The organism is Escherichia sp. E4742 (assembly GCF_005843885.1).
In the GTDB taxonomy this organism is placed as follows: Bacteria; Pseudomonadota; Gammaproteobacteria; order Enterobacterales; family Enterobacteriaceae; genus Escherichia.
In genome coordinates this window covers 4,329,253-4,353,458 of sequence record NZ_CP040443.1, presented here as the reverse complement: position 1 = coordinate 4,353,458, position 24,206 = coordinate 4,329,253, and the positions used below count along the sequence as shown (strand labels likewise).

The following is a 24,206-nucleotide window of genomic DNA, read 5'->3' as shown; positions in this document are numbered from 1 at the left end:
AAAAATTTTGAGATTTTTCACGACACTGTAAAATCCCTACCCTTACTGACGTAAAGCGACTAACCACACGGCAAATAAGGAGTAACTCTTTCCGGGTATGGGTATACTTCAGCCAATAGCCGAGAATAATGCCATTCCAGAATGTATCGTCACATTCATTAAGGTTATTGCTCATTCAAAGCCTGAAGGAAGAGGTTTATATGCTTAAACGTTGTCTCTCTCCGCTCACCCTGGTTAATCAGGTTGCGCTGATTGTTTTGCTTTCTACCGCCATTGGACTAGCGGGGATGGCAGTTTCTGGCTGGCTGGTGCAAGGCGTTCAGGGCAGCGCCCATGCGATCAACAAAGCGGGATCGCTGCGCATGCAAAGTTACCGTCTGCTGGCGGCTGTGCCATTAAGCGAGAATGACAAGCCCTTAATCAAAGAGATGGAACAAACGGCATTTAGCACCGAGTTAACTCGTGCGGCGGAACGAGACGGGCAACTGGCGCAATTACAGGGGCTACAGGATTACTGGCGCAATGAATTGATTCCTGCGCTGTTGCGTGCACAAAACCGCGAAACGGTGTCGGCAGACGTCAGCCAGTTTGTTGCCGGGCTTGATCAACTGGTTTCTGGTTTTGACCGCACCACCGAAACGCGTATTGAGACAGTTGTGCTGGTCCACCGGGTAATGGCGCTCTTTATGGCGCTTTTACTGGTGTTTACCATTATCTGGCTGCGAGCACGTTTGCTTCAACCGTGGCGACAATTACTGGCAATGGCCAGCGCCGTCAGTCATCGCGATTTTAGTAAGAGAGCGAATATCAGCGGACGCAACGAGATGGCGATGTTGGGGACTGCACTGAACAATATGTCTGCTGAACTGGCGGAAAGTTATGCCGTGCTTGAGCAGCGGGTACAGGAGAAAACTGCCGGACTGGAGCATAAAAATCAGATTCTCTCTTTTTTGTGGCAGGCCAACCGCCGTTTGCATTCCCGCGCTCCGCTGTGTGAACGCCTGTCGCCTGTGCTTAACGGTCTACAAAATTTAACTCTGTTGCGTGATATCGAACTACGGGTATATGACACGGAAGATGAAGAGAACCATCAGGAGTTCACCTGTCAGCCAGATATGAGTTGCGATGATAAAGGCTGCCATCTCTGCCCACGCGGCGTTTTACCCGTTGGCGATCGCGGCACTACGTTGAAATGGCGGTTAGCGGATTCTCATATGCAGTATGGTATTTTGCTGGCTACCCTGCCGCAGGGGCGTCATCTTAGCCATGATCAACAACAACTGGTGGATACCCTGGTTGAACAGCTCACCGCCACGCTGGCGTTGGATCGCCATCAGGAGCGCCAGCAGCAGTTGATCGTGATGGAAGAGCGTGCCACCATTGCGCGCGAACTGCATGATTCTATTGCTCAATCGCTCTCTTGCATGAAAATGCAGGTAAGTTGTTTACAGATGCAAGGCGACGCGCTGCCAGAAAGCAGCCGCGAACTGTTAAGCCAGATCCGTAACGAACTGAATGCGTCCTGGGCGCAGTTGCGTGAGTTACTCACCACATTTCGTTTACAGCTCACCGAACCAGGATTACGTCCCGCACTGGAGGCGAGCTGCGAAGAGTACAGCGCCAAATTTGGTTTCCCGGTGAAGCTGAATTACCAATTGCCGCCACGTCTGGTGCCTTCACATCAGGCAATCCATCTGTTGCAAATTGCCCGTGAGGCATTAAGTAACGCCCTCAAACATTCGCAAGCAAGTGAGGTGGTGGTTACGGTGGCGCAAAATGATAATCAGGTAAAACTGACCGTTCAGGATAATGGCTGCGGCGTGCCTGAAAATGCCATCCGCAGCAATCACTACGGCATGATAATTATGCGCGACCGTGCGCAAAGTTTACGTGGCGACTGCCGCGTCCGCCGTCGTGAATCAGGTGGCACTGAAGTGGTAGTCACCTTTATTCCCGAAAAAACTTTCACAGACGTCCAAGGAGATACCCATGAGTAATCAGGAACCGGCTACTATCCTGCTGATCGACGATCATCCGATGCTGCGAACTGGCGTGAAACAGCTTATCAGTATGGCACCGGATATCACGGTGGTTGGCGAAGCGAGTAATGGCGAACAGGGTATTGAACTGGCGGAATCTCTTGATCCCGATCTGATCCTGTTAGATCTCAATATGCCCGGCATGAACGGTCTGGAAACGCTGGATAAACTGCGCGAAAAGTCCCTCTCCGGCCGTATTGTGGTGTTCAGCGTCTCTAACCATGAAGAGGACGTGGTAACCGCATTGAAACGTGGTGCAGATGGCTATCTGTTAAAAGATATGGAGCCAGAAGATTTACTGAAAGCATTGCATCAGGCTGCCGCTGGCGAAATGGTCTTAAGCGAAGCGTTAACCCCTGTTCTGGCCGCCAGCCTGCGCGCTAACCGCGCTACGACTGAGCGTGATGTTAACCAGTTAACGCCACGTGAACGCGACATTCTAAAACTAATAGCCCAGGGCTTACCGAATAAGATGATTGCCCGTCGCCTGGACATCACTGAAAGCACGGTTAAAGTGCATGTGAAACACATGCTGAAAAAAATGAAGCTCAAATCTCGTGTAGAAGCTGCGGTATGGGTGCATCAGGAACGTATTTTCTGATTACGGTTCCCAGAGCGGTTCGTCGTTCGACATTGCGTCGAAAGGTTCGGCAAGCGTTAGCGTGATCTCATTGGAGGAGACACGCTGCCCCTGATTATCCTCCACCACTACCGACAATCGCCATTGATTGCTCGACCCTTCCCCACTTTGCCAGTCCGGCATGATCAACGTCCAGCCATCCGCACTATTGGCGGTCGCTCCCGATGTCAGACTTAACATCTGCGTATCTCCCTGCCAGATCAATTGCCGAATACCGTAATGACTGCGAATTTGTAATTTCAGTGGCACGGTTTCACCAGGTTTAAGATCCCAGGGCGGCGTCGCCAGAAACACCGTTAAGGTTTTACGCTGCCGATACTCAATAGTCGGCAGATTATTTCGCTGCGGATTGTCATAGCGACTGCCGCGTAGCGACTGGCTTTCAGCAACTTCGCCAGCAGAAAGTTGTTTGTTGAGCGGCACGCCAAAACGGTAGTTAATATTCAGTCCGAGGTTATTTTGCCTTTCTCCACTTTCCCCCTGTTTATGCAGGGCGGTTACTGTAACGAGTGGGACTGGTGTGTAATTTAGTCCAAGACTCAAGGCGACGGGATTGTGATAACCCGTGCCGGTGTTAAACAAATCAACACTCTGACCAAAATATTGTTCGAGGCTAACGCTGGTGTTGATATGCTGGTAAAACGGCATCCGCATCCGGGCCGTCAAGTCGTAACCACGCGCCATTCGTTGCTCGAGCGTGGCGGTCTGTTCACGCCAGGAGGCAAAAGGCTGATAATAATTTGCAGACAGGCGCAGATATTCGCCCCAGGCTTCAGCGCCAAATCCAGCACGCTGGAGATTTTCGTCCAGCAAGTTGTCATAAAAAGTGTTATATCCCACCAGCCAGTTGCCACGCGCCCAGCGTTGGCCTGCGCCAAGGTTACTGACCAGACCATCATCCTGCTGAGTGAGCCCAATCTGGCTCCATGTAAGATAACGTTCGTTATCCTGTAGCGGTACAAACCAGCTCCCCCGGCTACCTGTAAAATGCCCTTCGTTATCCACTTTGACGTCGACACTGGCGTTCCCCCACGGCGATAGCCAGGATTCCACGTGCTGATTGACCTGCTGGCTAAGCGCATCGCGGACTTTTCCCAACGCAAAAGCTCTCGCCTGCTCGCCAGTGTCCTGACCGTTATCAGTCATACTGGTTTCACCAAAATCTTTCACAATTTCAGCAAAATGTTTTTCACCGTCATGATTTTCCGCTGCCATTCCTAAGTCAGGAAGAGCGTCACTGTCGTTATCAAAAGGATTTGCCGCTTGCTGCTTAAAAGAGGACTGTGCGCTAGCTATACCGCCTGCCAGCAGCAAGAGTAAACAAATTGCGATAATGCGGGGGACGAAACGGCTCAAAACGTCAGTAATTTCCAATAAAAATGAACAGCTACAGCTTTATAGAATAACGATTACTGGTAATTTTTCTTGTACTTTTGCATGCTTTATGACAAATCCTAAAAAATGTGACGGATTGGTCAGACAGCACACAAGCTGTAAGATAGAAACTGAACATCTAATTCCCTGAATACAGGAGTAAATAATGCAAAGAATCGTGATCGTTGCCAATGGCGCACCCTACGGGAGCGAATCCTTATTTAACAGCCTGCGGCTGGCCATTGCGCTACGAGAGCAGGAAAGCTACCTGGATCTGCGTCTATTCCTGATGTCGGATGCGGTCACTGCCGGATTGCGCGGACAAAAACCAGGGGAAGGCTATAACATTCAGCAAATGCTGGAGATCCTCACGGCGCAAAATGTGCCAGTGAAATTGTGCAAAACCTGCACCGATGGTCGTGGCATCAGCACACTTCCACTGATTGATGGAGTGGAAATTGGTACTCTGGTAGAACTGGCGCAATGGACGCTGCTTGCCGATAAAGTGCTCACATTTTAACGTAAGTATGGGGCGCTCAAGATAATAGAGATGCCCCACTGCTAAAATGTTTTATCGGGCAAACCCGGGCCGTAACACACCATCCGGGTAATTTTCCGTCAAAAGTTTTTTCACCGACACCAGTAAATCACTCAGCCCGTCATCCTGCATCCCCAGTTTGTTAAGCGCTTGTTCCAGGGAAAACAAGTACTGTGCGTTGGTTCCTAATGGCCCACTCGCCGCAGCAATCAACGGGGCAATCACCTGAGCGCGGGTATCGGATTCATACTCAGGATGGCGCGGGTCCATAATGAACACCAGCGCATTGACGGTGCGGCCATCGTCAAGATGAAGCTGACACCAGGACGGCAGATAGCAGCCAGTAATCATCTCACGCTTCCACAGTAAGGTCAGCTCCTGCTCCAGAGACTCTTCCGGCAGACGATACGCAACGCCCGTGGTACGCCCGCCCTCTTTCAGTGCAAGCATTCTCCCCGGCTGGTGCGCAGTCCCCCGCCCGGCAGTAAGCCGCAAACAGAAAGCGCGATGCCACCCAACCAGCGTACCGGTGCACGACTCGGTAAACTCCAGCGCCGGATTCCACATTAATGATCCATAGCCGAAGATCCACACCGGTCCCTCATCAGGTCGACAAGACAGCGTCGCTGCCAGCGAGGCCGCCCGTTGTTCTGCCGACCATAAGAGTGATTCTTCAATGGCACCAAATGCCGTTTTACAATCGGCATTCATCAAGAAATCACGCGTTATCACCTTACACCTCCGCCACTGCATACTTCCCTGCGACAACTTTTTGGTGTCTTCCGGACATTTTTACTGCTCATTTTGAAACCACTATTGGGACAATATGCAATCCACAGACCACTTGCAAGGCAACACCGCACGAATAGCTTTAACTCGCCGCTGAGTTTTACGATTTTTTATGCCATTTATCATCATCGCCTTTGGCATATTCATGTTTCACCGCAGCCCAGGCCACTTTATGCGCTGTCTCTTCGCGACTGGCATCATCACGCCGGTCTTCTTTATCTTTATATTGCTCCCAGGCGCTGTTGAATGCTTCTTTATAGATATCCTGGGCATGAGTGGGTAAAACGTGTTTTACGCTTTCCGGCAGATCGCTTTTCGTTTTATACGGCATTGTTGACTCCTTTATTAAAATTGAACATTAAGTGTGGTCAACAATATCCCCTCTTGCCAGAACATAAGAATTCTCACATCAGACTATTCTCAAGAGACGCTAATACAAACATTGTCTAAACACGTAGCTTATTTTTATTCTCCGAAGAGTAAAAAAACGACTACGGGGTAAAATTTCGTAAAATGTTACCGATATCCTGACACTTTCTGTTATTTTTCCTGCCTATTTATTACATTTCCGACAAATTCATCTGCAAAGGATAACCATAATGACAAATGCTCACGAGGCGGTAAAAACCCGCCACAAGGAGACTTCGCTTATTTTCCCGGTTCTGGCGCTGGTAGTGCTGTCCCTGTGGGGAAGCAGCCAAACACTACCAGTGGTTATTGGCATCAACCTTCTTGCTCTTATTGGTATTTTAAGCAGTGCTTTTAGTGTTGTCCGTCATGCGGACGTACTAGCCCATCGTCTGGGTGAACCTTACGGTTCGCTTATTCTTAGCCTTTCCGTCGTTATTCTTGAAGTCAGTTTGATTTCAGCCTTAATGGCGACCGGCGATGCAGCGCCGACGTTAATGCGAGATACGCTCTATTCAATCATTATGATTGTTACCGGCGGACTGGTTGGTTTTTCATTACTGTTGGGTGGACGTAAATTTGCGACCCAATATATGAATCTGTTTGGTATTAAACAGTATTTAATTGCCCTGTTCCCATTAGCCATAATCGTGCTGGTATTTCCGATGGCGCTGCCTGCGGCGAATTTTTCGACCGGTCAGGCGTTACTTGTGGCATTAATTTCCGCAGCGATGTACGGCGTATTTTTGCTGATTCAGACCAAAACGCATCAAAGCCTGTTTGTCTATGAGCATGAAGATGACAGCGATGATGACGATCCGCATCATGGCAAACCGTCTGCTCATAGCAGCCTGTGGCATGCCATCTGGTTAATTATCCATCTAATTGCCGTTATTGCGGTCACAAAAATGAATGCCAGCCCGCTGGAAACATTGCTCACCAGCATGAATGCGCCGGTGGCCTTTACCGGTTTCCTGGTAGCGCTATTGATTCTGTCGCCGGAAGGTCTGGGTGCGTTAAAAGCAGTTTTAAGCAACCAGGTCCAGCGCGCGATGAATCTGTTCTTTGGCTCGGTATTAGCGACTATTTCGCTTACCGTACCTGTCGTAACGCTTATCGCCTTTATGACAGGTAATGAATTGCAGTTTGCTCTGGGCGCACCAGAGATGGTGGTAATGGTAGCCTCTTTAGTACTGTGCCATATTTCATTTTCGACTGGCCGTACTAACGTACTCAACGGCGCGGCGCATCTGGCACTGTTTGCAGCTTATTTAATGACAATATTTGCCTGACATTTATATCTCCTCCGATGGCGGAAATCGGAGGAGATAATAAAAATTATCTGCTTATAGTATTTCTTCATACTACCTGAACAGATCGTTAATCAGATTTGCGAGCCTGTACCACAACCTGCACGAAACCACTGCAACAGCTGATGAAAAGCCGGAACGCGTACAGCATTGCGCACATTTCAGGGATGAAGTGAATATAAATTGAGACGTAGTATTCACACCAAGCCGGAGTTATCCGGTGAGGCGCAATGTTGTGGGGGCTTTATCCCTGGCGGCATTGGTTGCTGGAAAGAGAAAACCCCCGCACGTTGAGAGGTCAAACCTGACAACAGAACGGGGGCTAATCTTGAACCAGAACAATTCAAGAATAGCCGCGAAATGTTGTCATTACAACAAAAAGGCGGCTATATGACGCTCGCGCAGTTTGCCGTGATTTTCTGGCACGACCTGGCAGCACCGATCCTTGCGGGAATCATTACCGCAGCGATTGTTGGCTGGTGGCGTAGCCGGAAGTAAAGTGAAAACGGGCGTCAGGCTGCCGTGATGGCAATATGCGCCCGAAACCGGCCGCAGGGGTAACAGCCTGCGGCCTTTTTTGTATTTATCTCTTCCACAAGTAGACACTGGCAACCAGATCTGGAGGCTCATCCAGTGCACTCATGAAACGACTGCAACAGCTGATGAAAAGCCGGAACGCGTACAGCATTGCGCACATTTCAGGGATGAAGTGAATATAAATTGAGACGTAGTATCCACACCAAGCCGGAGTTATCCGGTGAGGCGCAATGTTGTGGGGGCTTTATCCCTGGCGGCATTGGTTGCTGGAAAGAGAAAACCCCCGCACGTTGAGAGGTCAAACCTGACAACAGAACGGGGGCTAATCTTGAACCATCAACAATTCAAGAATAGCCGCAAAATGTTGTCATTACAACAAGGCGGCTATATGACGCTCGCGCAGTTTGCCATGATTTTCTGGCACGACCTGGCAGCACCGATCCTGGCGGGAATTATTACCGCAGCGATTGTTGGCTGGTGGCGTAGCCGGAAGTAAGGTGAAAACGGGCGTCAGGCTGCCGTGATGGCAATATGCGCCCGAAACCGGTCGCAGGGGTAACAGCCTGCGGCCTTTTTTGTCTTCTTTGACCATGAAAAAAACCCTACCGTAGAACGATAAGGTTTTTGTTTTCAAAGCAGAAAAGATTACTTGCTGGTATCCAGCTCTTCGAAACCTTTAACCAGATCATCAATCGCTTTCATCTGCTTGAGGAACGGCTCCAGTTTAGCCAACGGCAGCGCGGATGGACCGTCACATTTCGCATGTTCCGGATCCGGATGCGCTTCAATAAACAGACCAGCCAAACCTACAGCCATACCGGCACGTGCCAGTTCGGCAACCTGGGCGCGGCGACCACCAGAAGCTGCACCAAACGGATCGCGGCATTGCAGTGCGTGGGTAACGTCGAAAATTACCGGGGAGTTGCCAGAGACTTTCTTCATTATGCTGAAGCCCAGCATATCAACGACCAGGTTGTCGTAACCGAAGTTAGCGCCACGGTCACAAAGAATGACTTTATCGTTGCCGCCTTCTTTGAATTTATCAACGATATTACCCATCTGGCCTGGGCTCACGAACTGTGGTTTCTTGACGTTAATTACCGCGCCCGTCTTCGCCATCGCCTCCACCAGGTCAGTCTGGCGAGCAAGAAACGCTGGCAACTGAATAACATCTACCACATCAGCAACAGGCTGTGCCTGGCTTGGCTCGTGAACGTCAGTGATAATTTTTACGCCAAATGTCTGTTTCAGTTCCTGGAAGATTTTCATCCCTTCTTCCAGTCCTGGTCCACGATAAGAGTGGATGGAGGAACGGTTGGCTTTGTCAAAAGAGGCTTTGAACACGTAAGGGATACCCAGTTTCTGGGTTACGGTTACGTAGTGTTCGCAAATGCGCATCGCCAGATCGCGAGATTCCAGCACGTTCATACCACCAAACAGCACGAACGGCAGGTCATTTGCTACGTTGATGTCGCCAATGCTAACCACTTTTTGTTTCATAGGATCGCCTTAATCTTAAGTAAAGTGTCGATTAATTAATGCAGCACAATATGCTTATGCGCGATGTTATTAATTTGCGCACGTATCATTTCGCTGATCGGGTCTTCCGGACACTGTTCAACGAAATAATTTAAATCATTCAACGCAACGTGTTCGCAATCCAGTTGCGCGTAAATTAACCCACGATCGCGAATTTCATACGGATCTTCCGGGTTAAATTGTAATAAGGCCTCGCTGGTGCGTAACGCCAGTTCCATCTGATTTTCTTCCATCAGCGACGCTTTCAGCGTATCCAACAGTTTACGGATAACCTCAATGTTATCGGCTTCATCCAGGTCTTCATAAAACAGTTCCGCAGACGGGCTGATATTTCCCTTTAACCACACATCCAGCATATGTTCGCTTAATGATTCACCGTTAAAAGGGTTAATCAGCCAGATTTCTCCGTCCGGGCATTCTATGCGCAATATAAGCTGCGTCGGGAATATCACCGGCAATAGCGGCAAATCGAGACGATTAGCAACCCACAATAAAACGGCGCCTAACGATACCGCACTGCCCTGCCGATTTTTTAGCACTTGATCAAGCCATAATGCATCGGAAAGACGATAAACACCACGTGAGGCTTTAAACCCCCATTCGCCGTAAAACAGCGCGATTAATTTTTCCAGCTGCTCTTCTAATGGCAGAAGCTGGCTAATTTCTTCCTTCGCCAGACTCACGAGACGCTCCAGTTCGTCGTAAACATCTTGCGAGGGAAAATCGCGGCGGATTGCTTCGCAAGCCAGGATCATGCCTTCGCACAGAGGCGCTTTATTAAATTCGAAATCAGCTAACGATCTCATGACTTACCCCAGTAACGGTACTTTTGTGGTGGCGAGTTTAATGATGATGTACAGCACCACCAGCGCCAGCGGGAAGGCAATAATGCGCGCCTGCTGACTGTGCATCCGACGATAATCGAGTGCAATAAAACCCAAAACGATATAAATGATAACTCCAAACAGCTTTTCAGTCAGCCATTCAGCCTGCCCGGAAAATGGCAGGATGTGCGCTTTAGCCATCAGCGCGATGCCGCTAAGCAATAACACCGTGTCGACAACTGGCGGCACAATGCGCGTCCAACGAGCGAATGCCAGTGGATGCTCCTGGTAACGTAGCCAGAATCGTAGGGTTAAGAGCCCAACAGAAAGCGCGATGCTAATGAGATGAACGCTTAGCAGCGTAGTAAAACTTATCATCGATAATAGCGACCGAGCGTTACGCGCTCGTTATCACCATAGTCCCGACAGGTTTCGACTTCATGATATCCCGCGTGGATAAATGCCTGTCGCACAGCTTCGCCCTGCTGCCAGCCATGTTCCAGAAGCAGAAAGCCGCCGGATACCAGCGCGTTACGCGACTGTTCGATGATATGCACGATGTCTGCCATTCCGCTGTCTGCCGCAACCAGCGCAGTGAGTGGCTCAAAGCGGACATCGCCTTGTTGAAGATGTGGATCCTGCTCGTCGATATACGGTGGATTGCTGACAATCATCGTAAACTGCTGTCCGACAAGCGCACTAAACCAGTCGCTTTGCAGGATGTGGATATTTTTGATTGCCAGATTTTGCGCATTGCGCTTCGCAAGGGCGACAGCGTCAGGCATTCGGTCAACCGCCGTAACATCGCAATCCGGGCGCTCGCTAGCCAGCGCAAGCGCAATCGCCCCGGTCCCCGTCCCGAGATCGAGAATACGGCAAGGCTGTTCAGGCAACCGCGCCAGTGCCTGCTCCACCAGACACTCCGTATCCGGGCGCGGAATTAAGGTCGCTGGCGAAACAAATAACGGCAACGACCAGAATTCACGCACACCGGTTAAATGAGCAATAGGTTCACCGGCACGGCGACGGGCTAAAAACGCGTCGAGTTGCTCACATTGCTCTTCAGTCAACTGCGTTTCACCAAAGGCGAGAATATAAGTGCGCCCCTTGCCGGTAACATGCTCCAGCAGGATTTCAGCATCGCGCCGCGGGCTTTCGCTCGCCTGAAGTTGGCTTATTGCTTCACGTAACCAGTGTTGATATTCCATTATTCCTGCTCGGACAACGCCGCCAGTTGGTCGGCCTGATGTTCCTGGACGATCGGTTCTATCAGCATATCCAGTTTACCTTCCATTACTTCATCCAGACGGTAGAGCGTCAGGTTGATGCGGTGATCGGTAACACGCCCCTGCGGGAAGTTATAGGTACGGTTACGATCGCTGCGATCGCCGCTACCCAGCAAGTTGCGACGGGTGGAAGCCTCTGCCTGCTGGCGTTTTGCCATTTCCGCCGCATGGATACGAGCACCGAGCACTGAAAGTGCCTTCGCTTTGTTTTTATGCTGCGAACGTTCGTCCTGACATTCAACAACAATACCGGTCGGCAAGTGGGTAATACGAATTGCCGAATCGGTGGTGTTGACGTGCTGACCACCTGCGCCTGAGGAACGGAAAGTATCGATACGCAAATCTGCCGGGTTGATATCCGGTAGTTCCGCTTCCGGCAGCTCCGGCATTACCGCTACGGTACAAGCAGAAGTATGAATACGCCCTTGCGATTCCGTCGCAGGAACACGCTGCACGCGATGGCCGCCAGATTCGAATTTCAAACGTCCATACACACCATCACCGCTAATTTTGGCGATGATCTCTTTATAACCGCCATGTTCACCCTCGCTGGCGCTCATGATTTCTACACGCCAGCGGCGGGCCTCTGCGTAGCGACTGTACATACGGAACAGATCGCCAGCGAACAGCGCCGCTTCGTCGCCGCCGGTTCCGGCACGCACTTCGAGGAATGCATTGCGTTCATCATCGGGATCTTTTGGCAGCAAAAGAACCTGTAACTGTTGCTCCAGTTGCTCGCTTTTTTCTTTAGCTTCACGCAGCTCATCCTGCGCCATCTCGCGCATTTCCGGATCGTCGAGCATCATCTGCGCGGTTTCGATATCTTCCTGAACCTGTTGCCAGTCGGTGAAACAGCGCGAAACATCACTTAACTGCGCATATTCACGAGATAATGCGCGAAAACGTTCCTGGTCGGCGATGGTTTGCGCATCACCCAGCAGTGCCTGAACTTCTTCATGGCGTTCATGCAGGGCTTCCAGTTTGGCAACGATAGAAGGCTTCATAGGCGTAAATGCACCCTGTAAAAAAGAAAATGATGTACTGCTACTCCAGCCCGAGGCTGTCGCGCAGAATATTCAGGCGTTCGTTATCCCCGTCACGGGCGGCCTGTTGAAGTGATTTCGTTGGCGCATGGATCAGGCGGTTAGTCAGTTTCCATGCCAGATCCTGCATTATGGCTTGCGCGTCGCCGCCCTGCTCAAGAGCAGCTAATGCTTTGGCGGTTAACTCATCGCGAACTTGTTCAGCCTGGCTGCGATAATCGCGAATGGTTTCGCTGGCGCTTTGTGCGCGTAGCCACGCCATAAATTCGCTAGTTTCCTGAGCAACGATAGTTTCCGCCTCAACTGCGGCGGCTTTACGTTGCGCCAGGTTGTGCGAAATAATGCTTTGCAGATCATCAACGCTGTAAAGGTAGGCATTCGCCAGTTTGCCAACCTCTGGCTCAACATCGCGTGGAACGGCAATATCGACCAGCAGCATCGGTTGGTTGCGACGACTTTTTAATGCGCGCTCCACCATGCCTTTACCGATAATCGGCAGCGGGCTAGCGGTGGAACTGATGATGATATCGGCTTCGCACAGACGCTCGTCGATATCGCTCAGGGCAATCACTTCCGCGCCGACTTCATCTGCCAGAATTTGGGCACGTTCGCGAGTACGGTTGGCGATAATCATCTTCTGTACTTTGTGTTCACGCAGATGACGCGCCACCAGCTCGATGGTTTCACCCGCACCAACCAGCAAAACCGTTACCGTAGAAAGCGATTCAAAGATCTGCCGCGCCAGCGTACAAGCCGCAAATGCAACAGATACCGCACTGGCGCCAATATCCGTTTCAGTGCGAACGCGTTTCGCCACAGAGAAAGATTTCTGGAACATACGCTCCAGTTCGCTGGCCTTCATATGGCCTTTTTGCGAATCGGCAAAGGCTTTTTTTACCTGACCGAGGATTTGCGGCTCGCCCAATACCAGTGAATCCAGACCACTGGCAACACGCATTAAATGGCTGACCGCATCGTTATCCTGATGCCAGTAGAGGCTATTACGCAGATCTTCTTCGTTGAGATTATGGTAATCGCACAACCAGCGAATGAGCGCCTCTTGCAGGTTATCCTGCTCTTCAACGCTAAGATAAAGTTCTGTGCGGTTACACGTCGACAGCACCACGCCGCCCTGCACCATCGGCTGCGCAAGCAGGCTGTCCAGCGCCTGATCGAGCTTGTCCGGCGAAAACGATACACGTTCTCGCAGCGATACAGGTGCCGTTTTATGGTTGATACCGAGTGCTAAAAGGGTCATGTCTGCGGGAAATAATACCAACGTTGATATGGTTAGTCTGCTCGCATCATACAGGATGCGCGGGATCAATAAAAGAGAGCGCCCCCTTTTGGAGTAATTGCCTAAACCCGTTAGATTCTGGCAATTAAGACAACTTGAACATAGACGATGGCTGACGGTAACGCTAGCATTAAGGGTTATAACTGCAACGTATCTCAAGGACTTGTCATTATTATGCCCCTGCCCGATTTTCGCTTTATCCGCCTGCTACCGCTGGCTGCTCTGGTGCTCACGGCCTGTTCCGTTACGACGCCTAAAGGTCCAGGCAAAAGCCCGGACTCGCCACAGTGGCGTCAGCATCAGCAAGACGTGCGTAATCTTAATCAGTATCAAACACGCGGTGCGTTTGCCTATATTTCTGACCAACAAAAAGTGTATGCCCGTTTCTTCTGGCAGCAAACTGGCCAGGATCGCTACCGTCTGCTGCTGACTAACCCATTGGGCAGCACGGAACTGGAGTTGAATGCCCAGCCGGGTAATGTGCAGTTAGTGGACAATAAAGGCCAGCGTTACACCGCCGATGACGCCGAAGAGATGATTGGCAAATTGACCGGAATGCCGATTCCGCTCAACAGTTTGCGCCAGTGGATTTTAGGTTTGCCAGGTGATGCAACCGACTACAAACTGGACGACCAGTACCGCCTGAGCGAAATTACCTATAGTCAGAACGGTAAAAAATGGAAAGTGGTATACGGCGGTTATGACACCAAAACGCAACCTGCGATGCCTGCCAACATGGAACTCACCGAAGGCGGTCAGCGCATCAAGTTAAAAATGGATAACTGGATAGTGAAATAATGCGGACTCAGTGGCCCTCTCCGGCAAAGCTTAATCTGTTTTTATACATTACCGGTCAGCGTGCGGACGGCTACCACACGCTGCAAACGCTGTTTCAGTTTCTGGATTACGGCGACACTATCAGCATTGAACTTCGCAACGATGGGGAAATCCGCCTGTTAACGCCTGTTGAAGGTGTGGAACACGAAGATAACCTGATTGTTCGCGCAGCACGGTTGTTGATGAAAGCAGCCGCCGCCAGTGGGCGTCTTCCGAAAGGAAGTGGTGCAGATATCAGCATTGACAAGCGTTTGCCTATGGGTGGTGGTCTGGGCGGTGGTTCATCCAATGCCGCAACAGTTCTGGTAGCTTTAAATCATCTGTGGCAATGCGGACTGAGTGTTGATGAGTTGGCAGAAATCGGTCTGACGCTGGGCGCAGATGTTCCGGTTTTTGTCCGTGGTCATGCTGCTTTTGCCGAAGGGGTCGGCGAAATATTAACGCCGGTGAATCCACCAGAGAAATGGTATCTGGTGGCACACCCTGGCGTGAGTATTCCGACACCGGTGATTTTTAAAGATCCCGAACTCCCGCGCAACACGGCGAAAAGGTCAATAGAAACGTTGCTAAAATGTGAATTCAGCAATGATTGCGAGGTTATCGCAAGAAAACGTTTTCGCGAGGTTGATGCGGTGCTTTCCTGGCTGTTAGAATACGCCCCGTCGCGCCTGACTGGGACAGGGGCCTGTGTCTTTGCTGAATTTGATACAGAGTCTGAAGCCCGCCAGGTGCTAGAGCAAGCCCCGGAATGGCTCAATGGCTTTGTGGCGAAAGGTGTCAATCTTTCCCCATTGCACAGAGCCATGCTTTAAGCCGGGCAAGCTGAGTTTCGGTGACAACGTCACCTTGTTCCAGACGTTGCATCGCGCTCTTTAATACACCGCCTGGAAAGAATATTGCCTGGCCCGCACAGTTTTCGGCAGATTCTTTCCACCAATGGACGCATGCCTGAGGTTCTTCTCGTGCCTGATATGAAGCTTTTTGCTGGTAACGCCACCCCGGAACTAGCACAACGTATTGCCAACCGCCTGTACACTTCACTCGGCGACGCCGCTGTAGGTCGCTTTAGCGACGGCGAAGTCAGCGTACAAATTAACGAAAATGTACGCGGTGGTGATATTTTCATCATCCAGTCCACTTGTGCCCCTACTAACGACAACCTGATGGAATTAGTCGTGATGGTTGATGCCCTGCGTCGTGCTTCCGCAGGTCGTATCACCGCTGTTATCCCCTACTTTGGCTATGCGCGCCAGGACCGTCGCGTCCGTTCCGCTCGTGTACCAATCACTGCGAAAGTGGTTGCAGACTTCCTCTCCAGCGTCGGTGTTGACCGTGTGCTGACAGTGGATCTGCACGCTGAACAGATTCAGGGTTTCTTCGACGTTCCGGTTGATAACGTATTTGGTAGCCCGATCCTGCTGGAAGACATGCTGCAGCTGAATCTGGATAACCCGATTGTGGTTTCTCCGGACATCGGCGGCGTTGTGCGTGCCCGCGCTATCGCTAAGCTGCTGAACGATACCGATATGGCAATCATCGACAAACGTCGTCCGCGTGCGAACGTTTCCCAGGTGATGCATATCATCGGTGACGTTGCAGGTCGTGACTGCGTACTGGTCGATGATATGATCGACACTGGCGGTACGCTGTGTAAAGCTGCTGAAGCTCTGAAAGAACGTGGTGCTAAGCGTGTATTTGCGTACGCGACTCACCCGATCTTCTCTGGCAACGCGGCGAACAACCTGCGTAACTCTGTAATTGATGAAGTCGTTGTCTGCGATACCATTCCGCTGAGCGATGAAATCAAATCACTGCCGAACGTGCGTACTCTGACCCTGTCAGGTATGCTGGCCGAAGCGATTCGTCGTATCAGCAACGAAGAATCGATCTCTGCCATGTTCGAACATTAATCGAACCCGGCTCAAAGACCCGCTGCGGCGGGTTTTTTTGTCTGTAATATCCATTTGTATGACCTATGCCTCCTTCACCTGCCATTTAGTTGACAGATGATGCGCTCACGGATGAAACATTATTGTGAACAAAATATTTTCCTCACATGTGATGCCTTTCCGCGCTCTGATCGACGCTTGCTGGAAAGAAAAATACACTGCCGCACGGTTTACCCGTGACCTTATTGCCGGGATAACCGTTGGGATTATTGCTATTCCGCTGGCGATGGCGTTGGCAATTGGCAGTGGTGTGGCTCCTCAATACGGTTTATATACCGCTGCCGTTGCGGGGATTGTCATTGCTCTGACGGGGGGATCACGCTTTAGCGTTTCCGGTCCGACTGCTGCATTTGTAGTAATTCTCTATCCCGTTTCGCAACAGTTTGGACTGGCAGGCCTGCTGGTTGCGACGTTGTTGTCGGGGATCTTTTTGATCCTGATGGGACTGGCGCGCTTCGGTCGCCTGATTGAGTATATTCCGGTTTCCGTTACCTTAGGCTTCACCTCGGGTATCGGGATCACTATCGGTACCATGCAGATTAAAGATTTTCTCGGTCTGCAAATGGCTCATGTTCCGGAACATTATCTACAAAAAGTCGGCGCATTATTTATGGCGCTGCCGACCATTAATGTGGGTGATGCTGCGATTGGTATCGTGACGCTGGGCATTCTGATTTTCTGGCCACGTCTGGGTATTCGTTTACCCGGCCACCTTCCGGCCTTGCTGGCTGGTTGCGCGGTGATGGGGATTGTTAACCTGCTTGGCGGACATGTTGCTACCATCGGATCGCAATTCCACTACGTTCTGGCCGATGGTTCTCAGGGTAACGGTATTCCTCAACTGCTGCCGCAACTGGTGCTGCCGTGGGACCTGCCTAATTCAGAATTCACACTAACCTGGGATTCTATTCGCACCCTGCTGCCTGCGGCATTCTCAATGGCAATGCTCGGGGCGATCGAATCTCTGCTCTGCGCCGTGGTACTGGATGGTATGACCGGGACTAAGCACAAGGCGAATAGTGAACTGGTCGGTCAGGGGCTGGGGAATATCATCGCCCCATTCTTTGGTGGTATTACCGCTACTGCTGCCATCGCGCGTTCTGCCGCTAACGTCCGTGCCGGGGCAACTTCCCCTATCTCGGCGGTGATCCACTCTATTCTGGTTATTCTCGCCCTGCTGGTACTGGCACCACTGCTCTCCTGGCTGCCGCTTTCCGCCATGGCGTCCCTGCTGTTGATGGTGGCGTGGAACATGAGTGAAGCGCACAAAGTGGTCGACTTGCTGCGTCATGCGCCGAAAGATGACATCATCGTCATGCTGCTGTGTATGTCACTGACCGTGCTGTTTGATATGGTTATTGCCATCAGCGTGGGGATTGTTCTGGCATCGTTGCTGTTTATGCGCCGTATCGCCCGTATGACTCGTCTGGCGCCGGTGGCAGTAGACGTTCCTGATGATGTGCTGGTCTTGCGTGTTATTGGCCCGCTGTTTTTCGCGGCGGCTGAAGGTTTGTTCACCGACCTGGAATCACGTCTGGAAGGAAAACGGATTGTTATTCTGAAGTGGGATGCCGTTCCAGTGCTTGATGCCGGTGGTCTTGATGCATTCCAGCGTTTTGTGAAGCGCCTGCCTGAAGGGTGTGAACTGCGCGTGTGTAACGTGGAATTCCAGCCTCTGCGTACAATGGCCCGATCCGGTATTCAACCGATTCCGGGACGTCTGGCGTTCTTCCCAAATCGCAGCGCAGCGATGGCTGATCTGTAAGAAAGGCATTAAATTGACCAGTCAGCGCAAACTGACTGGTCAGCAAACTACTTTAGTTGTTAGCTATGACGGCGATTATCGCTACGGCGGCAACGTTTGTCATAGTGGCGAACCCACCAGTAACGGTCGCACACCTGTTCATGCCCGCCAACACGGGCTCCCGCCAGCCAGAGAATAGCACCGACGAAAATACTCAGCACTGCACCGTGTGCGAAATACTGGGGCATATCAAACTGTGGTAATTGGTTGAGGATTGAATACCCCACGCCGACCACCATCACCACCAGACCCAACCCCATAAGCACGTTACCGAGTAACGAAGCGTTTTTGCGTTTCATGTGTCACCTCCGGAACTTTCTGGGTTGTAATAGGGAATACCCCTCTTCCTTATGTGTAAAGTATAGACAACACCCTGTGGCTTATGTGCGGGCGTGATCACAATTACAACCCTTATTTCAACAAAACTTTACAAATAACCGTCTGAACACCTTGACTTTCTAATAGTCGACACTAGCAATTATTATGTTATCTGCGTTTAACACGCTGTTTTTTGTCAAGCGGGGCCGCAACCAGTAAACTACGCGCCAGTTATGTACTCACTCAGGACAAAAAAACGTGACGATTAAATTGATTGTCGGCCTGGCGAACCCCGGCGCTGAATACGCCGCAACGCGACATAATGCTGGCGCCTGGTTCGTTGACTTACTGGCGGAGCGTTTACGCGCTCCCCTGCGCGAAGAGGCTAAATTCTTTGGTTATACCTCGCGAGTTACCCTCGGAGGCGAAGATGTCCGCCTGTTAGTTCCGACTACATTTATGAATCTCAGCGGCAAAGCCGTCGCAGCAATGGCCAGTTTTTTCCGCATTAATCCGGACGAAATTCTGGTCGCACACGACGAACTGGATCTGCCTCCGGGCGTCGCCAAATTTAAATTAGGCGGTGGCCACGGAGGTCACAATGGACTGAAAGACATCATCAGTAAATTGGGTAATAACCCTAACTTTCACCGTTTACGCATCGGAATCGGCCATCCGGGCGATAAAAACAAAGTTGTCGGGTTTGTGTTAGGCAAACCACCTGTTAGTGAACAGAAGTTAATTGATGAAGCCATCGACGAAGCGGCGCGTTGTACTGAAATGTGGTTTACAGATGGTTTGACCAAAGCAACGAACCGATTGCACGCCTTTAAAGCGCAATAAGTCGTTGTCTGCGGCATTTTTGCCGAGTGCCGTGTATAATAGGCAAAGTTATTTCCATTTCTGCAATCTGTTTGTGATAACAGGTTGATTATTAAGATATTAAGGTGATTTAAATCATGGGATTCAAATGCGGTATCGTCGGTTTGCCCAACGTCGGGAAATCTACCCTGTTCAACGCGCTGACCAAAGCCGGTATTGAAGCGGCCAACTTTCCATTCTGTACCATCGAGCCGAACACAGGCGTCGTACCAATGCCTGACCCTCGCCTGGATCAACTGGCTGAAATCGTAAAACCGCAGCGTACGCTTCCCACGACCATGGAGTTTGTCGATATCGCAGGTCTGGTAAAAGGCGCGTCGAAAGGTGAAGGTCTGGGTAACCAGTTCCTGACCAACATTCGTGAAACCGAAGCGATCGGCCACGTTGTTCGCTGCTTTGAGAATGACAATATCATTCACGTTTCCGGCAAAGTTAACCCGGCGGACGATATTGAAGTTATCAACACCGAACTGGCGCTGGCGGATCTCGACACCTGCGAACGTGCGATTCACCGCGTACAGAAGAAAGCCAAAGGTGGCGATAAAGACGCGAAAGCCGAGCTGGCGGTACTGGAAAAATGCCTGCCACAGCTGGAAAACGCAGGCATGCTGCGCGCGCTGGATTTAAGTGCAGAAGAGAAAGCGGCGATTCGTTACCTGAGCTTCCTGACGCTGAAACCAACGATGTACATCGCCAACGTCAACGAAGACGGTTTTGAAAACAACCCGTATCTTGACCAGGTGCGTGAAATTGCGGCGAAAGAAGGTTCTATCGTGGTTCCGGTTTGTGCTGCTGTTGAAGCAGACATTGCCGAACTGGACGACGAAGAACGTGACGAGTTTATGCAGGAACTGGGGCTGGAAGAACCGGGCCTGAACCGTGTGATCCGTGCTGGTTATAAACTGCTGAATCTGCAAACTTACTTCACCGCTGGGGTGAAAGAAGTGCGCGCATGGACCATTCCAGTTGGTGCAACTGCGCCACAGGCTGCTGGCAAAATCCACACCGATTTTGAAAAAGGCTTTATCCGCGCACAAACCATCTCGTTTGAAGATTTCATCACTTACAAAGGTGAACAAGGTGCGAAAGAAGCGGGCAAAATGCGTGCAGAAGGTAAAGACTACATCGTTAAAGATGGCGATGTGATGAACTTCCTGTTCAACGTCTAATTCCGCGTAATATCCTGGCGGTTAATAACGAGCCATTATGTGAGTCGCACATAATGGCTTTTTTACGCCTGCTACGCGGCTTCTTTCAATTCTGAGTTACCGAAACTCATAATCAGACTCCTGGCAATATTAACAATGCGGCCTTTATGTGATAACAATCACAGTGCATTAACCGTTCAAGAGTTTGTCATGAAAAAAACATTTACCTTCAGCCTGTTAGCAATTGTCTTCGCGAGCCTGTTAAGTGCTTGTGTTCCTCACCATCATCACCGCCACAACGATGGCCCGCGTGGTCCTGCGGTTTCCGGTAAGCCAATGCCACCTTCAAATGGTGGGCCAAATCATGGCAGTCATGGTCGCTATTAATTAGCAAGTCATACGCGGGAGAGTGCATACTCTCCCGCTATCCACGGCGCTTAAACTGACTCACATCAATGCCATATTGCTTCATTTTTCGCCACAGCGTAGTGCGGCCAATCCCGAGTAAAACCGACATTTCCTGAATACGTCCGCCAGTAACCTGGGCCGCGTTAATAATCGCCTCTTTTTCAACCTCCGCGAATGACAGACTGGTAGAAAGGCGTGTAGCGCTGGCATCATCTGTCGCCTGTTCAGTAAACAGGTGTTCCGGCAAATCACTGACACGAATGCGTCCGTTGTCGCTACTCAGCGCAAGATTCTCGATGACGCTGTAAAGTTCAAAATCATTGCCGGGCCATGCGCAAGAAACCAGGCGAGTAAGCGCATCGTCATCAATTTTCAGACGCGTAGAGAAGCGTTTTTCAAGACTGCGCAATTTGTTATTCACCAGCGCCGGAATACTGTCGCGCCGCATCCGCAAAGGCGGAATGGTAATTTCAAATGCATGAAGCGCGTAATAAAGCTGACGACTAAAGCGATTTTGCTCCACCAGCATCGCCAGATTCGCTGTTGTAGTGGCAATCACTTTGACATCAATGGGTATTAAACGCCGCGCATCCAGTCTTGTGATGACGCCTTGTTTGATGACCTGGAGCAACGCAGACTGTAACTCTGCCGCCAGATATTCAATCTTTTCAAGGAACAACGTGCCGCCATGTGCCAGTTCCAGCCGACTCAGACGACCATTTTCATTCTCCGTGCGATCGCCACCAATAAATTCTTCCGCCAGCGCCGCATCGCCATATAACTCGCAATTAACCGCGATATAGGGACCCGCCGCACGCTCGCTTTCATTGTGAATGGCCTGGCTTAACAGTGCTTTGCCAACGCCTTCTTCTCCACAGAGTAGCACCGGGAAACTGCTGCGCGCCGCCTGGCGGCCAAAATGGATCAACCGTCGGGTTTGCGGATCGTCCTGTGGCATATGAGCGAAGGTATGGCTGACTTTTCCTAATTGACTGGTCATCAACTGCCGCATCTGTTCTACCGGATGGAGCAACAGAATAAAGCTGGTCCCTTGCGTTTCAATTATCGGTTTAAGGGTAATGACCGCATCAATAAACTGGTGCTGACTTTCAAAAGTCGCTTCCACATGTTTGAGGGGATGAGCTTGCTTTATTGCCTGTTGCAATACGGTTGGTAGCGTTAATAGCTCAGTGATCGCCCTTCCCTGACTTGCCGTCGCGTCCAGACACAAAACACGCGCCGCCTGGGCATTGATAAATTGCAAATTACCCTGCTCGTCCCAGCTAATCACGCCATCGTCCATGCTTTCTAGCAAGGCGTTAAGCTGATTTAAATGCCGATTTGTTTCAGCCAGTAAACTGTCTGTCAGCAGTAAATTTCCTACCTCGCGCGCAATTGCCAGCGTCAACGGCAAATCGGCTGCGGTGGTTTGCTCAACCGGACACGCCAGCGCTATCGTTCCTGTTAATCGGCCCTTGCTGTCAAACAGTGGCGTTGCACAAAATGCCCAATCCCATAGCGCCTGCTTGAAATGTTGATCGGCCATCGTTTTCACTGCCTGACCGGAGATAGCCGCTAACGATAGCGCACAAGTACCAATAATTCCCTCTGCGCAATACGTGCCGTCATTGAATCCCAGGACACTAAGCTGGTGCAGCGTTTGCGGATCACCATAACGACTAAGGATGCAGGCGGTTTCATCAAGGATGAACAGTCCACACGCCCGCGATTCCATATATTCCCAGGCATCTTCCAGTGCCGCTTGCCCGAGTGCCAGCATCGCTTCCTTACGCCGATAGATAGAAGCAAATGTCACGCCCCGAGCCTGATGCGGGACGCTCCATGACTCCCGTTTCATCAGCTTGCGGCATCGCTCCCAGGATGCTGCTATCAAGGGAGATACGCTCTGTTGCTGGTTGTTAAAACCGTCATTCATATTTGCTGCCCTTATGACAAAAAGGTGTTCCGCATCGCAAATTTACTTATCCAGATTCGGCATGGTTCCGTTATGGAACATTTATTAAAGCATATGTTTCATTGTGAAACATAATTTGGGTTAATTTTCTTTTCCCCTGCCTGATGCACAATGGATTTACCGGCAGTCAGTGGTCGCCGTGTCGTTGAACATCATCCATGCCCTACCCTAATTGCTGGAGCAAAATAATGAAAAAATTGATCAATGATGTGCAAGACGTACTGAACGAACAACTGGCGGGACTGGCGAAAGCGTATCCTTCGCTGGCACTGCATCAGGACCCGGTGTATATCACCCGAGCCGATGCGCCAATTGCAGGAAAAGTGGCGTTATTGTCGGGCGGCGGCAGCGGACACGAACCAATGCACTGTGGTTATATTGGCCAGGGTATGCTCTCTGGGGCGTGTCCGGGCGAAATTTTCACCTCACCGACGCCCGATAAAATTTTTGAATGTGCCATGCAAATCGATGGTGGCGAAGGTGTACTGCTGATTATCAAAAATTATACCGGCGATATTCTTAACTTCGAAACAGCGACCGAATTACTGCACGATAGCGGCGTAAAAGTGACCACCGTGGTCATTGATGACGACGTTGCAGTAAAAGACAGTCTTTATACCGCCGGGCGGCGCGGCGTTGCCAATACAGTATTAATTGAAAAAATTGTTGGCGCAGCGGCAGAACGCGGCGACTCGCTGGAGGCTTGTGCACAACTGGGGCGTAAGTTGAACAATCAGGGCCACTCTATTGGTATCGCCCTCGGTGCCTGTACCGTTCCTGCTGCAGGCAAACCTTCTTTTACGCTGGCAGATAATGAAATGGAATTTGGTGTCGGCATTCATGGTGAGCCGGGTATTGACCGCCGCCCCTTCTCCTCTCTTGATCAAACTGTCGATGAAATGTTCGACACGCTGCTGGAAAATGGCACATACCACCGCACGCTGCGCTTCTGGGATTATCGACAAGGTAGCTGGCAGGAAGAGACGCAAACTAAACAACCGCTTCAGTCTGGCGATCGAGTGATTGCGCTGGTCAACAATCTTGGCGCGACACCGCTTTCTGAACTGTATGGCGTCTATAACCGCCTGACCACGCGTTGCCAGCAAGCTGGCTTGACTATCGAGCGCAATTTAATCGGCGCATATTGCACCTCACTGGACATGACCGGTTTTTCCATCACCTTACTGAAAGTTGATGACGAAACGCTGGCGTTATGGGACGCCCCGGTCCACACCCCGGCGCTTAACTGGGGTAAATAAGG

General features: G+C 50.8%; 25 protein-coding genes. 14 read left to right on the top strand and 11 right to left on the bottom strand.

Translation table 11 applies throughout. The annotated features are described in order from the left end of the window. Nucleotides 1–200 precede the first annotated feature (200 nt). Nucleotides 201–1,997 carry a nitrate/nitrite two-component system sensor histidine kinase NarX gene (narX, locus tag FEM44_RS21125; protein WP_135522732.1) on the top strand — a complete coding sequence of 599 codons (1,797 nt, stop codon included), beginning with the start codon at nucleotides 201–203 and terminating at the stop codon, nucleotides 1,995–1,997. Then, nucleotides 1,990–2,640, top strand: coding sequence for a two-component system response regulator NarL (gene narL / locus FEM44_RS21120; RefSeq protein ID WP_000070491.1), 651 nt, complete (start codon nucleotides 1,990–1,992; stop codon nucleotides 2,638–2,640). The genes narX and narL overlap by 8 nt, the downstream gene beginning before the upstream one ends. Here the strand turns inward: narL and FEM44_RS21115 are convergent, their stop codons facing one another. Continuing rightward, complete coding sequence (locus tag FEM44_RS21115) at nucleotides 2,641–4,035, bottom strand: YchO/YchP family invasin (RefSeq protein ID WP_135522733.1); 1,395 nt, start codon at nucleotides 4,033–4,035, stop codon at nucleotides 2,641–2,643. Nucleotides 4,036–4,219: 184 nt separating this feature from the next. On the opposite strand from FEM44_RS21115, the gene ychN reads away from it, so the two are divergent. Beyond that, complete coding sequence (gene ychN, locus FEM44_RS21110) at nucleotides 4,220–4,573, top strand: DsrE/F sulfur relay family protein YchN (RefSeq protein WP_064528737.1); 354 nt, start codon at nucleotides 4,220–4,222, stop codon at nucleotides 4,571–4,573. 51 nt (nucleotides 4,574–4,624) lie between these two features. Here the strand turns inward: ychN and chaC are convergent, their stop codons facing one another. Both chaC and chaB read right to left on the bottom strand, forming a co-directional pair. After that, nucleotides 4,625–5,323 carry a glutathione-specific gamma-glutamylcyclotransferase gene (gene chaC / locus FEM44_RS21105; protein WP_130216001.1) on the bottom strand — a complete coding sequence of 233 codons (699 nt, stop codon included), beginning with the start codon at nucleotides 5,321–5,323 and terminating at the stop codon, nucleotides 4,625–4,627. Between the two features lie 157 nt (nucleotides 5,324–5,480). Beyond that, nucleotides 5,481–5,711: a putative cation transport regulator ChaB gene (chaB, locus tag FEM44_RS21100; protein ID WP_130216000.1), complete on the bottom strand. Its 231-nt coding sequence runs from the start codon at nucleotides 5,709–5,711 to the stop codon at nucleotides 5,481–5,483. A 268-nt stretch (nucleotides 5,712–5,979) separates the two neighbouring features. On the opposite strand from chaB, the gene chaA reads away from it, so the two are divergent. The 3 genes from chaA (at nucleotide 5,980) to FEM44_RS21075 (ending at nucleotide 8,131) form a co-directional block, all read left to right on the top strand. Then, a complete protein-coding gene (gene chaA / locus FEM44_RS21095; RefSeq protein WP_064528732.1) occupies nucleotides 5,980–7,080 on the top strand; it encodes a sodium-potassium/proton antiporter ChaA in 1,101 nt (366 codons plus the stop codon). Nucleotides 7,081–7,488: 408 nt separating this feature from the next. Then, a complete protein-coding gene (locus tag FEM44_RS21085) occupies nucleotides 7,489–7,596 on the top strand; it encodes a type I toxin-antitoxin system toxin Ldr family protein (protein WP_016265910.1) in 108 nt (35 codons plus the stop codon). Nucleotides 7,597–8,023: 427 nt separating this feature from the next. Further along, nucleotides 8,024–8,131, top strand: coding sequence for a type I toxin-antitoxin system toxin Ldr family protein (locus tag FEM44_RS21075; RefSeq protein ID WP_130216147.1), 108 nt, complete (start codon nucleotides 8,024–8,026; stop codon nucleotides 8,129–8,131). 149 nt (nucleotides 8,132–8,280) lie between these two features. Here FEM44_RS21075 and kdsA read toward each other — a convergent pair whose 3' ends face one another. From kdsA to hemA, 6 genes are read right to left on the bottom strand one after another with little or no spacing between them, the layout of a single operon-like run. Then, nucleotides 8,281–9,135: a 3-deoxy-8-phosphooctulonate synthase gene (kdsA, locus tag FEM44_RS21070; RefSeq protein WP_000811058.1), complete on the bottom strand. Its 855-nt coding sequence runs from the start codon at nucleotides 9,133–9,135 to the stop codon at nucleotides 8,281–8,283. A 35-nt stretch (nucleotides 9,136–9,170) separates the two neighbouring features. After that, nucleotides 9,171–9,980 carry an invasion regulator SirB1 gene (gene sirB1 / locus FEM44_RS21065; RefSeq protein ID WP_001764444.1) on the bottom strand — a complete coding sequence of 270 codons (810 nt, stop codon included), beginning with the start codon at nucleotides 9,978–9,980 and terminating at the stop codon, nucleotides 9,171–9,173. Between the two features lie 3 nt (nucleotides 9,981–9,983). After that, nucleotides 9,984–10,376: an invasion regulator SirB2 gene (gene sirB2, locus FEM44_RS21060; RefSeq protein ID WP_021580704.1), complete on the bottom strand. Its 393-nt coding sequence runs from the start codon at nucleotides 10,374–10,376 to the stop codon at nucleotides 9,984–9,986. Next, on the bottom strand, nucleotides 10,373–11,206 hold the full coding sequence (gene prmC, locus FEM44_RS21055) for a peptide chain release factor N(5)-glutamine methyltransferase (protein WP_135522734.1): 834 nt from the start codon (nucleotides 11,204–11,206) through the stop codon (nucleotides 10,373–10,375). The genes sirB2 and prmC overlap by 4 nt, the downstream gene beginning before the upstream one ends. After that, nucleotides 11,206–12,288 (bottom strand): peptide chain release factor 1, encoded by a 1,083-nt coding sequence (gene prfA / locus FEM44_RS21050; RefSeq protein WP_130205673.1) that lies wholly within the window; start codon nucleotides 12,286–12,288, stop codon nucleotides 11,206–11,208. Before prfA ends, prmC begins: the two co-directional genes overlap by 1 nt. Before the next feature lie 40 nt (nucleotides 12,289–12,328). Then, entirely contained in the window at nucleotides 12,329–13,585 is a 1,257-nt protein-coding gene (hemA, locus tag FEM44_RS21045) for a glutamyl-tRNA reductase (protein WP_130205671.1), read from the bottom strand. Between the two features lie 213 nt (nucleotides 13,586–13,798). Between hemA and lolB the strand changes: the two genes are divergently transcribed. The 4 genes from lolB (at nucleotide 13,799) to dauA (ending at nucleotide 18,175) form a co-directional block, all read left to right on the top strand. After that, nucleotides 13,799–14,422 (top strand): lipoprotein insertase outer membrane protein LolB, encoded by a 624-nt coding sequence (gene lolB, locus FEM44_RS21040; RefSeq protein WP_130205669.1) that lies wholly within the window; start codon nucleotides 13,799–13,801, stop codon nucleotides 14,420–14,422. After that, nucleotides 14,422–15,273: a 4-(cytidine 5'-diphospho)-2-C-methyl-D-erythritol kinase gene (gene ispE / locus FEM44_RS21035; RefSeq protein WP_135522735.1), complete on the top strand. Its 852-nt coding sequence runs from the start codon at nucleotides 14,422–14,424 to the stop codon at nucleotides 15,271–15,273. The genes lolB and ispE overlap by 1 nt, the downstream gene beginning before the upstream one ends. Nucleotides 15,274–15,423: 150 nt before the next feature. Beyond that, nucleotides 15,424–16,371 (top strand): ribose-phosphate diphosphokinase, encoded by a 948-nt coding sequence (gene prs / locus FEM44_RS21030; RefSeq protein ID WP_001298109.1) that lies wholly within the window; start codon nucleotides 15,424–15,426, stop codon nucleotides 16,369–16,371. Between the two features lie 124 nt (nucleotides 16,372–16,495). After that, nucleotides 16,496–18,175: a C4-dicarboxylic acid transporter DauA gene (dauA, locus tag FEM44_RS21025; RefSeq protein ID WP_135522736.1), complete on the top strand. Its 1,680-nt coding sequence runs from the start codon at nucleotides 16,496–16,498 to the stop codon at nucleotides 18,173–18,175. A gap of 59 nt (nucleotides 18,176–18,234) precedes the next feature. Here the strand turns inward: dauA and ychH are convergent, their stop codons facing one another. After that, complete coding sequence (gene ychH, locus FEM44_RS21020; RefSeq protein ID WP_064528711.1) at nucleotides 18,235–18,513, bottom strand: stress-induced protein YchH; 279 nt, start codon at nucleotides 18,511–18,513, stop codon at nucleotides 18,235–18,237. Nucleotides 18,514–18,790: 277 nt separating this feature from the next. On the opposite strand from ychH, the gene pth reads away from it, so the two are divergent. The 3 genes from pth (at nucleotide 18,791) to FEM44_RS21005 (ending at nucleotide 20,949) form a co-directional block, all read left to right on the top strand. Beyond that, a complete protein-coding gene (gene pth / locus FEM44_RS21015) occupies nucleotides 18,791–19,375 on the top strand; it encodes an aminoacyl-tRNA hydrolase (protein ID WP_000152933.1) in 585 nt (194 codons plus the stop codon). Nucleotides 19,376–19,491: 116 nt separating this feature from the next. Further along, nucleotides 19,492–20,583, top strand: coding sequence for a redox-regulated ATPase YchF (gene ychF, locus FEM44_RS21010; protein WP_064528709.1), 1,092 nt, complete (start codon nucleotides 19,492–19,494; stop codon nucleotides 20,581–20,583). A 189-nt stretch (nucleotides 20,584–20,772) separates the two neighbouring features. Further along, nucleotides 20,773–20,949: a hypothetical protein gene (locus FEM44_RS21005; RefSeq protein ID WP_171022609.1), complete on the top strand. Its 177-nt coding sequence runs from the start codon at nucleotides 20,773–20,775 to the stop codon at nucleotides 20,947–20,949. 37 nt (nucleotides 20,950–20,986) lie between these two features. On the opposite strand, the gene dhaR is transcribed toward FEM44_RS21005, so the two are convergent. Continuing rightward, a complete protein-coding gene (dhaR, locus tag FEM44_RS21000) occupies nucleotides 20,987–22,906 on the bottom strand; it encodes a dihydroxyacetone kinase operon transcriptional regulator DhaR (protein WP_135522738.1) in 1,920 nt (639 codons plus the stop codon). A 227-nt stretch (nucleotides 22,907–23,133) separates the two neighbouring features. Here dhaR and dhaK point away from each other — a divergent pair, with 227 nt between their 5' ends. Beyond that, nucleotides 23,134–24,204, top strand: a complete 1,071-nt coding sequence (dhaK, locus tag FEM44_RS20995) for a dihydroxyacetone kinase subunit DhaK (RefSeq protein WP_135522739.1) — start codon at nucleotides 23,134–23,136, stop codon at nucleotides 24,202–24,204. The last annotated feature ends 2 nt before the right edge of the window (nucleotides 24,205–24,206 follow it).

Excerpts from the sequence above, each read along its gene's own strand:
- narX (WP_135522732.1), top strand. The coding sequence starts at position 201 with ATGCTTAAACGTTGTCTCTCTCCGCTCACCCTGGTTAATCAGGTTGCG.
- dhaK (WP_135522739.1), top strand. The coding sequence starts at position 23,134 with ATGAAAAAATTGATCAATGATGTGCAAGACGTACTGAACGAACAACTG.
- ispE (WP_135522735.1), top strand. The coding sequence starts at position 14,422 with ATGCGGACTCAGTGGCCCTCTCCGGCAAAGCTTAATCTGTTTTTATAC.
- narL (WP_000070491.1), top strand. The coding sequence starts at position 1,990 with ATGAGTAATCAGGAACCGGCTACTATCCTGCTGATCGACGATCATCCG.
- ychH (WP_064528711.1), bottom strand. The coding sequence starts at position 18,513 with ATGAAACGCAAAAACGCTTCGTTACTCGGTAACGTGCTTATGGGGTTG.
- dhaR (WP_135522738.1), bottom strand. The coding sequence starts at position 22,906 with ATGAATGACGGTTTTAACAACCAGCAACAGAGCGTATCTCCCTTGATA.
- lolB (WP_130205669.1), top strand. The coding sequence starts at position 13,799 with ATGCCCCTGCCCGATTTTCGCTTTATCCGCCTGCTACCGCTGGCTGCT.
- prmC (WP_135522734.1), bottom strand. The coding sequence starts at position 11,206 with ATGGAATATCAACACTGGTTACGTGAAGCAATAAGCCAACTTCAGGCG.
- hemA (WP_130205671.1), bottom strand. The coding sequence starts at position 13,585 with ATGACCCTTTTAGCACTCGGTATCAACCATAAAACGGCACCTGTATCG.
- sirB1 (WP_001764444.1), bottom strand. The coding sequence starts at position 9,980 with ATGAGATCGTTAGCTGATTTCGAATTTAATAAAGCGCCTCTGTGCGAA.
- chaA (WP_064528732.1), top strand. The coding sequence starts at position 5,980 with ATGACAAATGCTCACGAGGCGGTAAAAACCCGCCACAAGGAGACTTCG.
- sirB2 (WP_021580704.1), bottom strand. The coding sequence starts at position 10,376 with ATGATAAGTTTTACTACGCTGCTAAGCGTTCATCTCATTAGCATCGCG.
- FEM44_RS21075 (WP_130216147.1), top strand. The coding sequence starts at position 8,024 with ATGACGCTCGCGCAGTTTGCCATGATTTTCTGGCACGACCTGGCAGCA.
- ychF (WP_064528709.1), top strand. The coding sequence starts at position 19,492 with ATGGGATTCAAATGCGGTATCGTCGGTTTGCCCAACGTCGGGAAATCT.
- chaB (WP_130216000.1), bottom strand. The coding sequence starts at position 5,711 with ATGCCGTATAAAACGAAAAGCGATCTGCCGGAAAGCGTAAAACACGTT.
- ychN (WP_064528737.1), top strand. The coding sequence starts at position 4,220 with ATGCAAAGAATCGTGATCGTTGCCAATGGCGCACCCTACGGGAGCGAA.
- FEM44_RS21005 (WP_171022609.1), top strand. The coding sequence starts at position 20,773 with ATGAAAAAAACATTTACCTTCAGCCTGTTAGCAATTGTCTTCGCGAGC.
- kdsA (WP_000811058.1), bottom strand. The coding sequence starts at position 9,135 with ATGAAACAAAAAGTGGTTAGCATTGGCGACATCAACGTAGCAAATGAC.
- prfA (WP_130205673.1), bottom strand. The coding sequence starts at position 12,288 with ATGAAGCCTTCTATCGTTGCCAAACTGGAAGCCCTGCATGAACGCCAT.
- FEM44_RS21085 (WP_016265910.1), top strand. The coding sequence starts at position 7,489 with ATGACGCTCGCGCAGTTTGCCGTGATTTTCTGGCACGACCTGGCAGCA.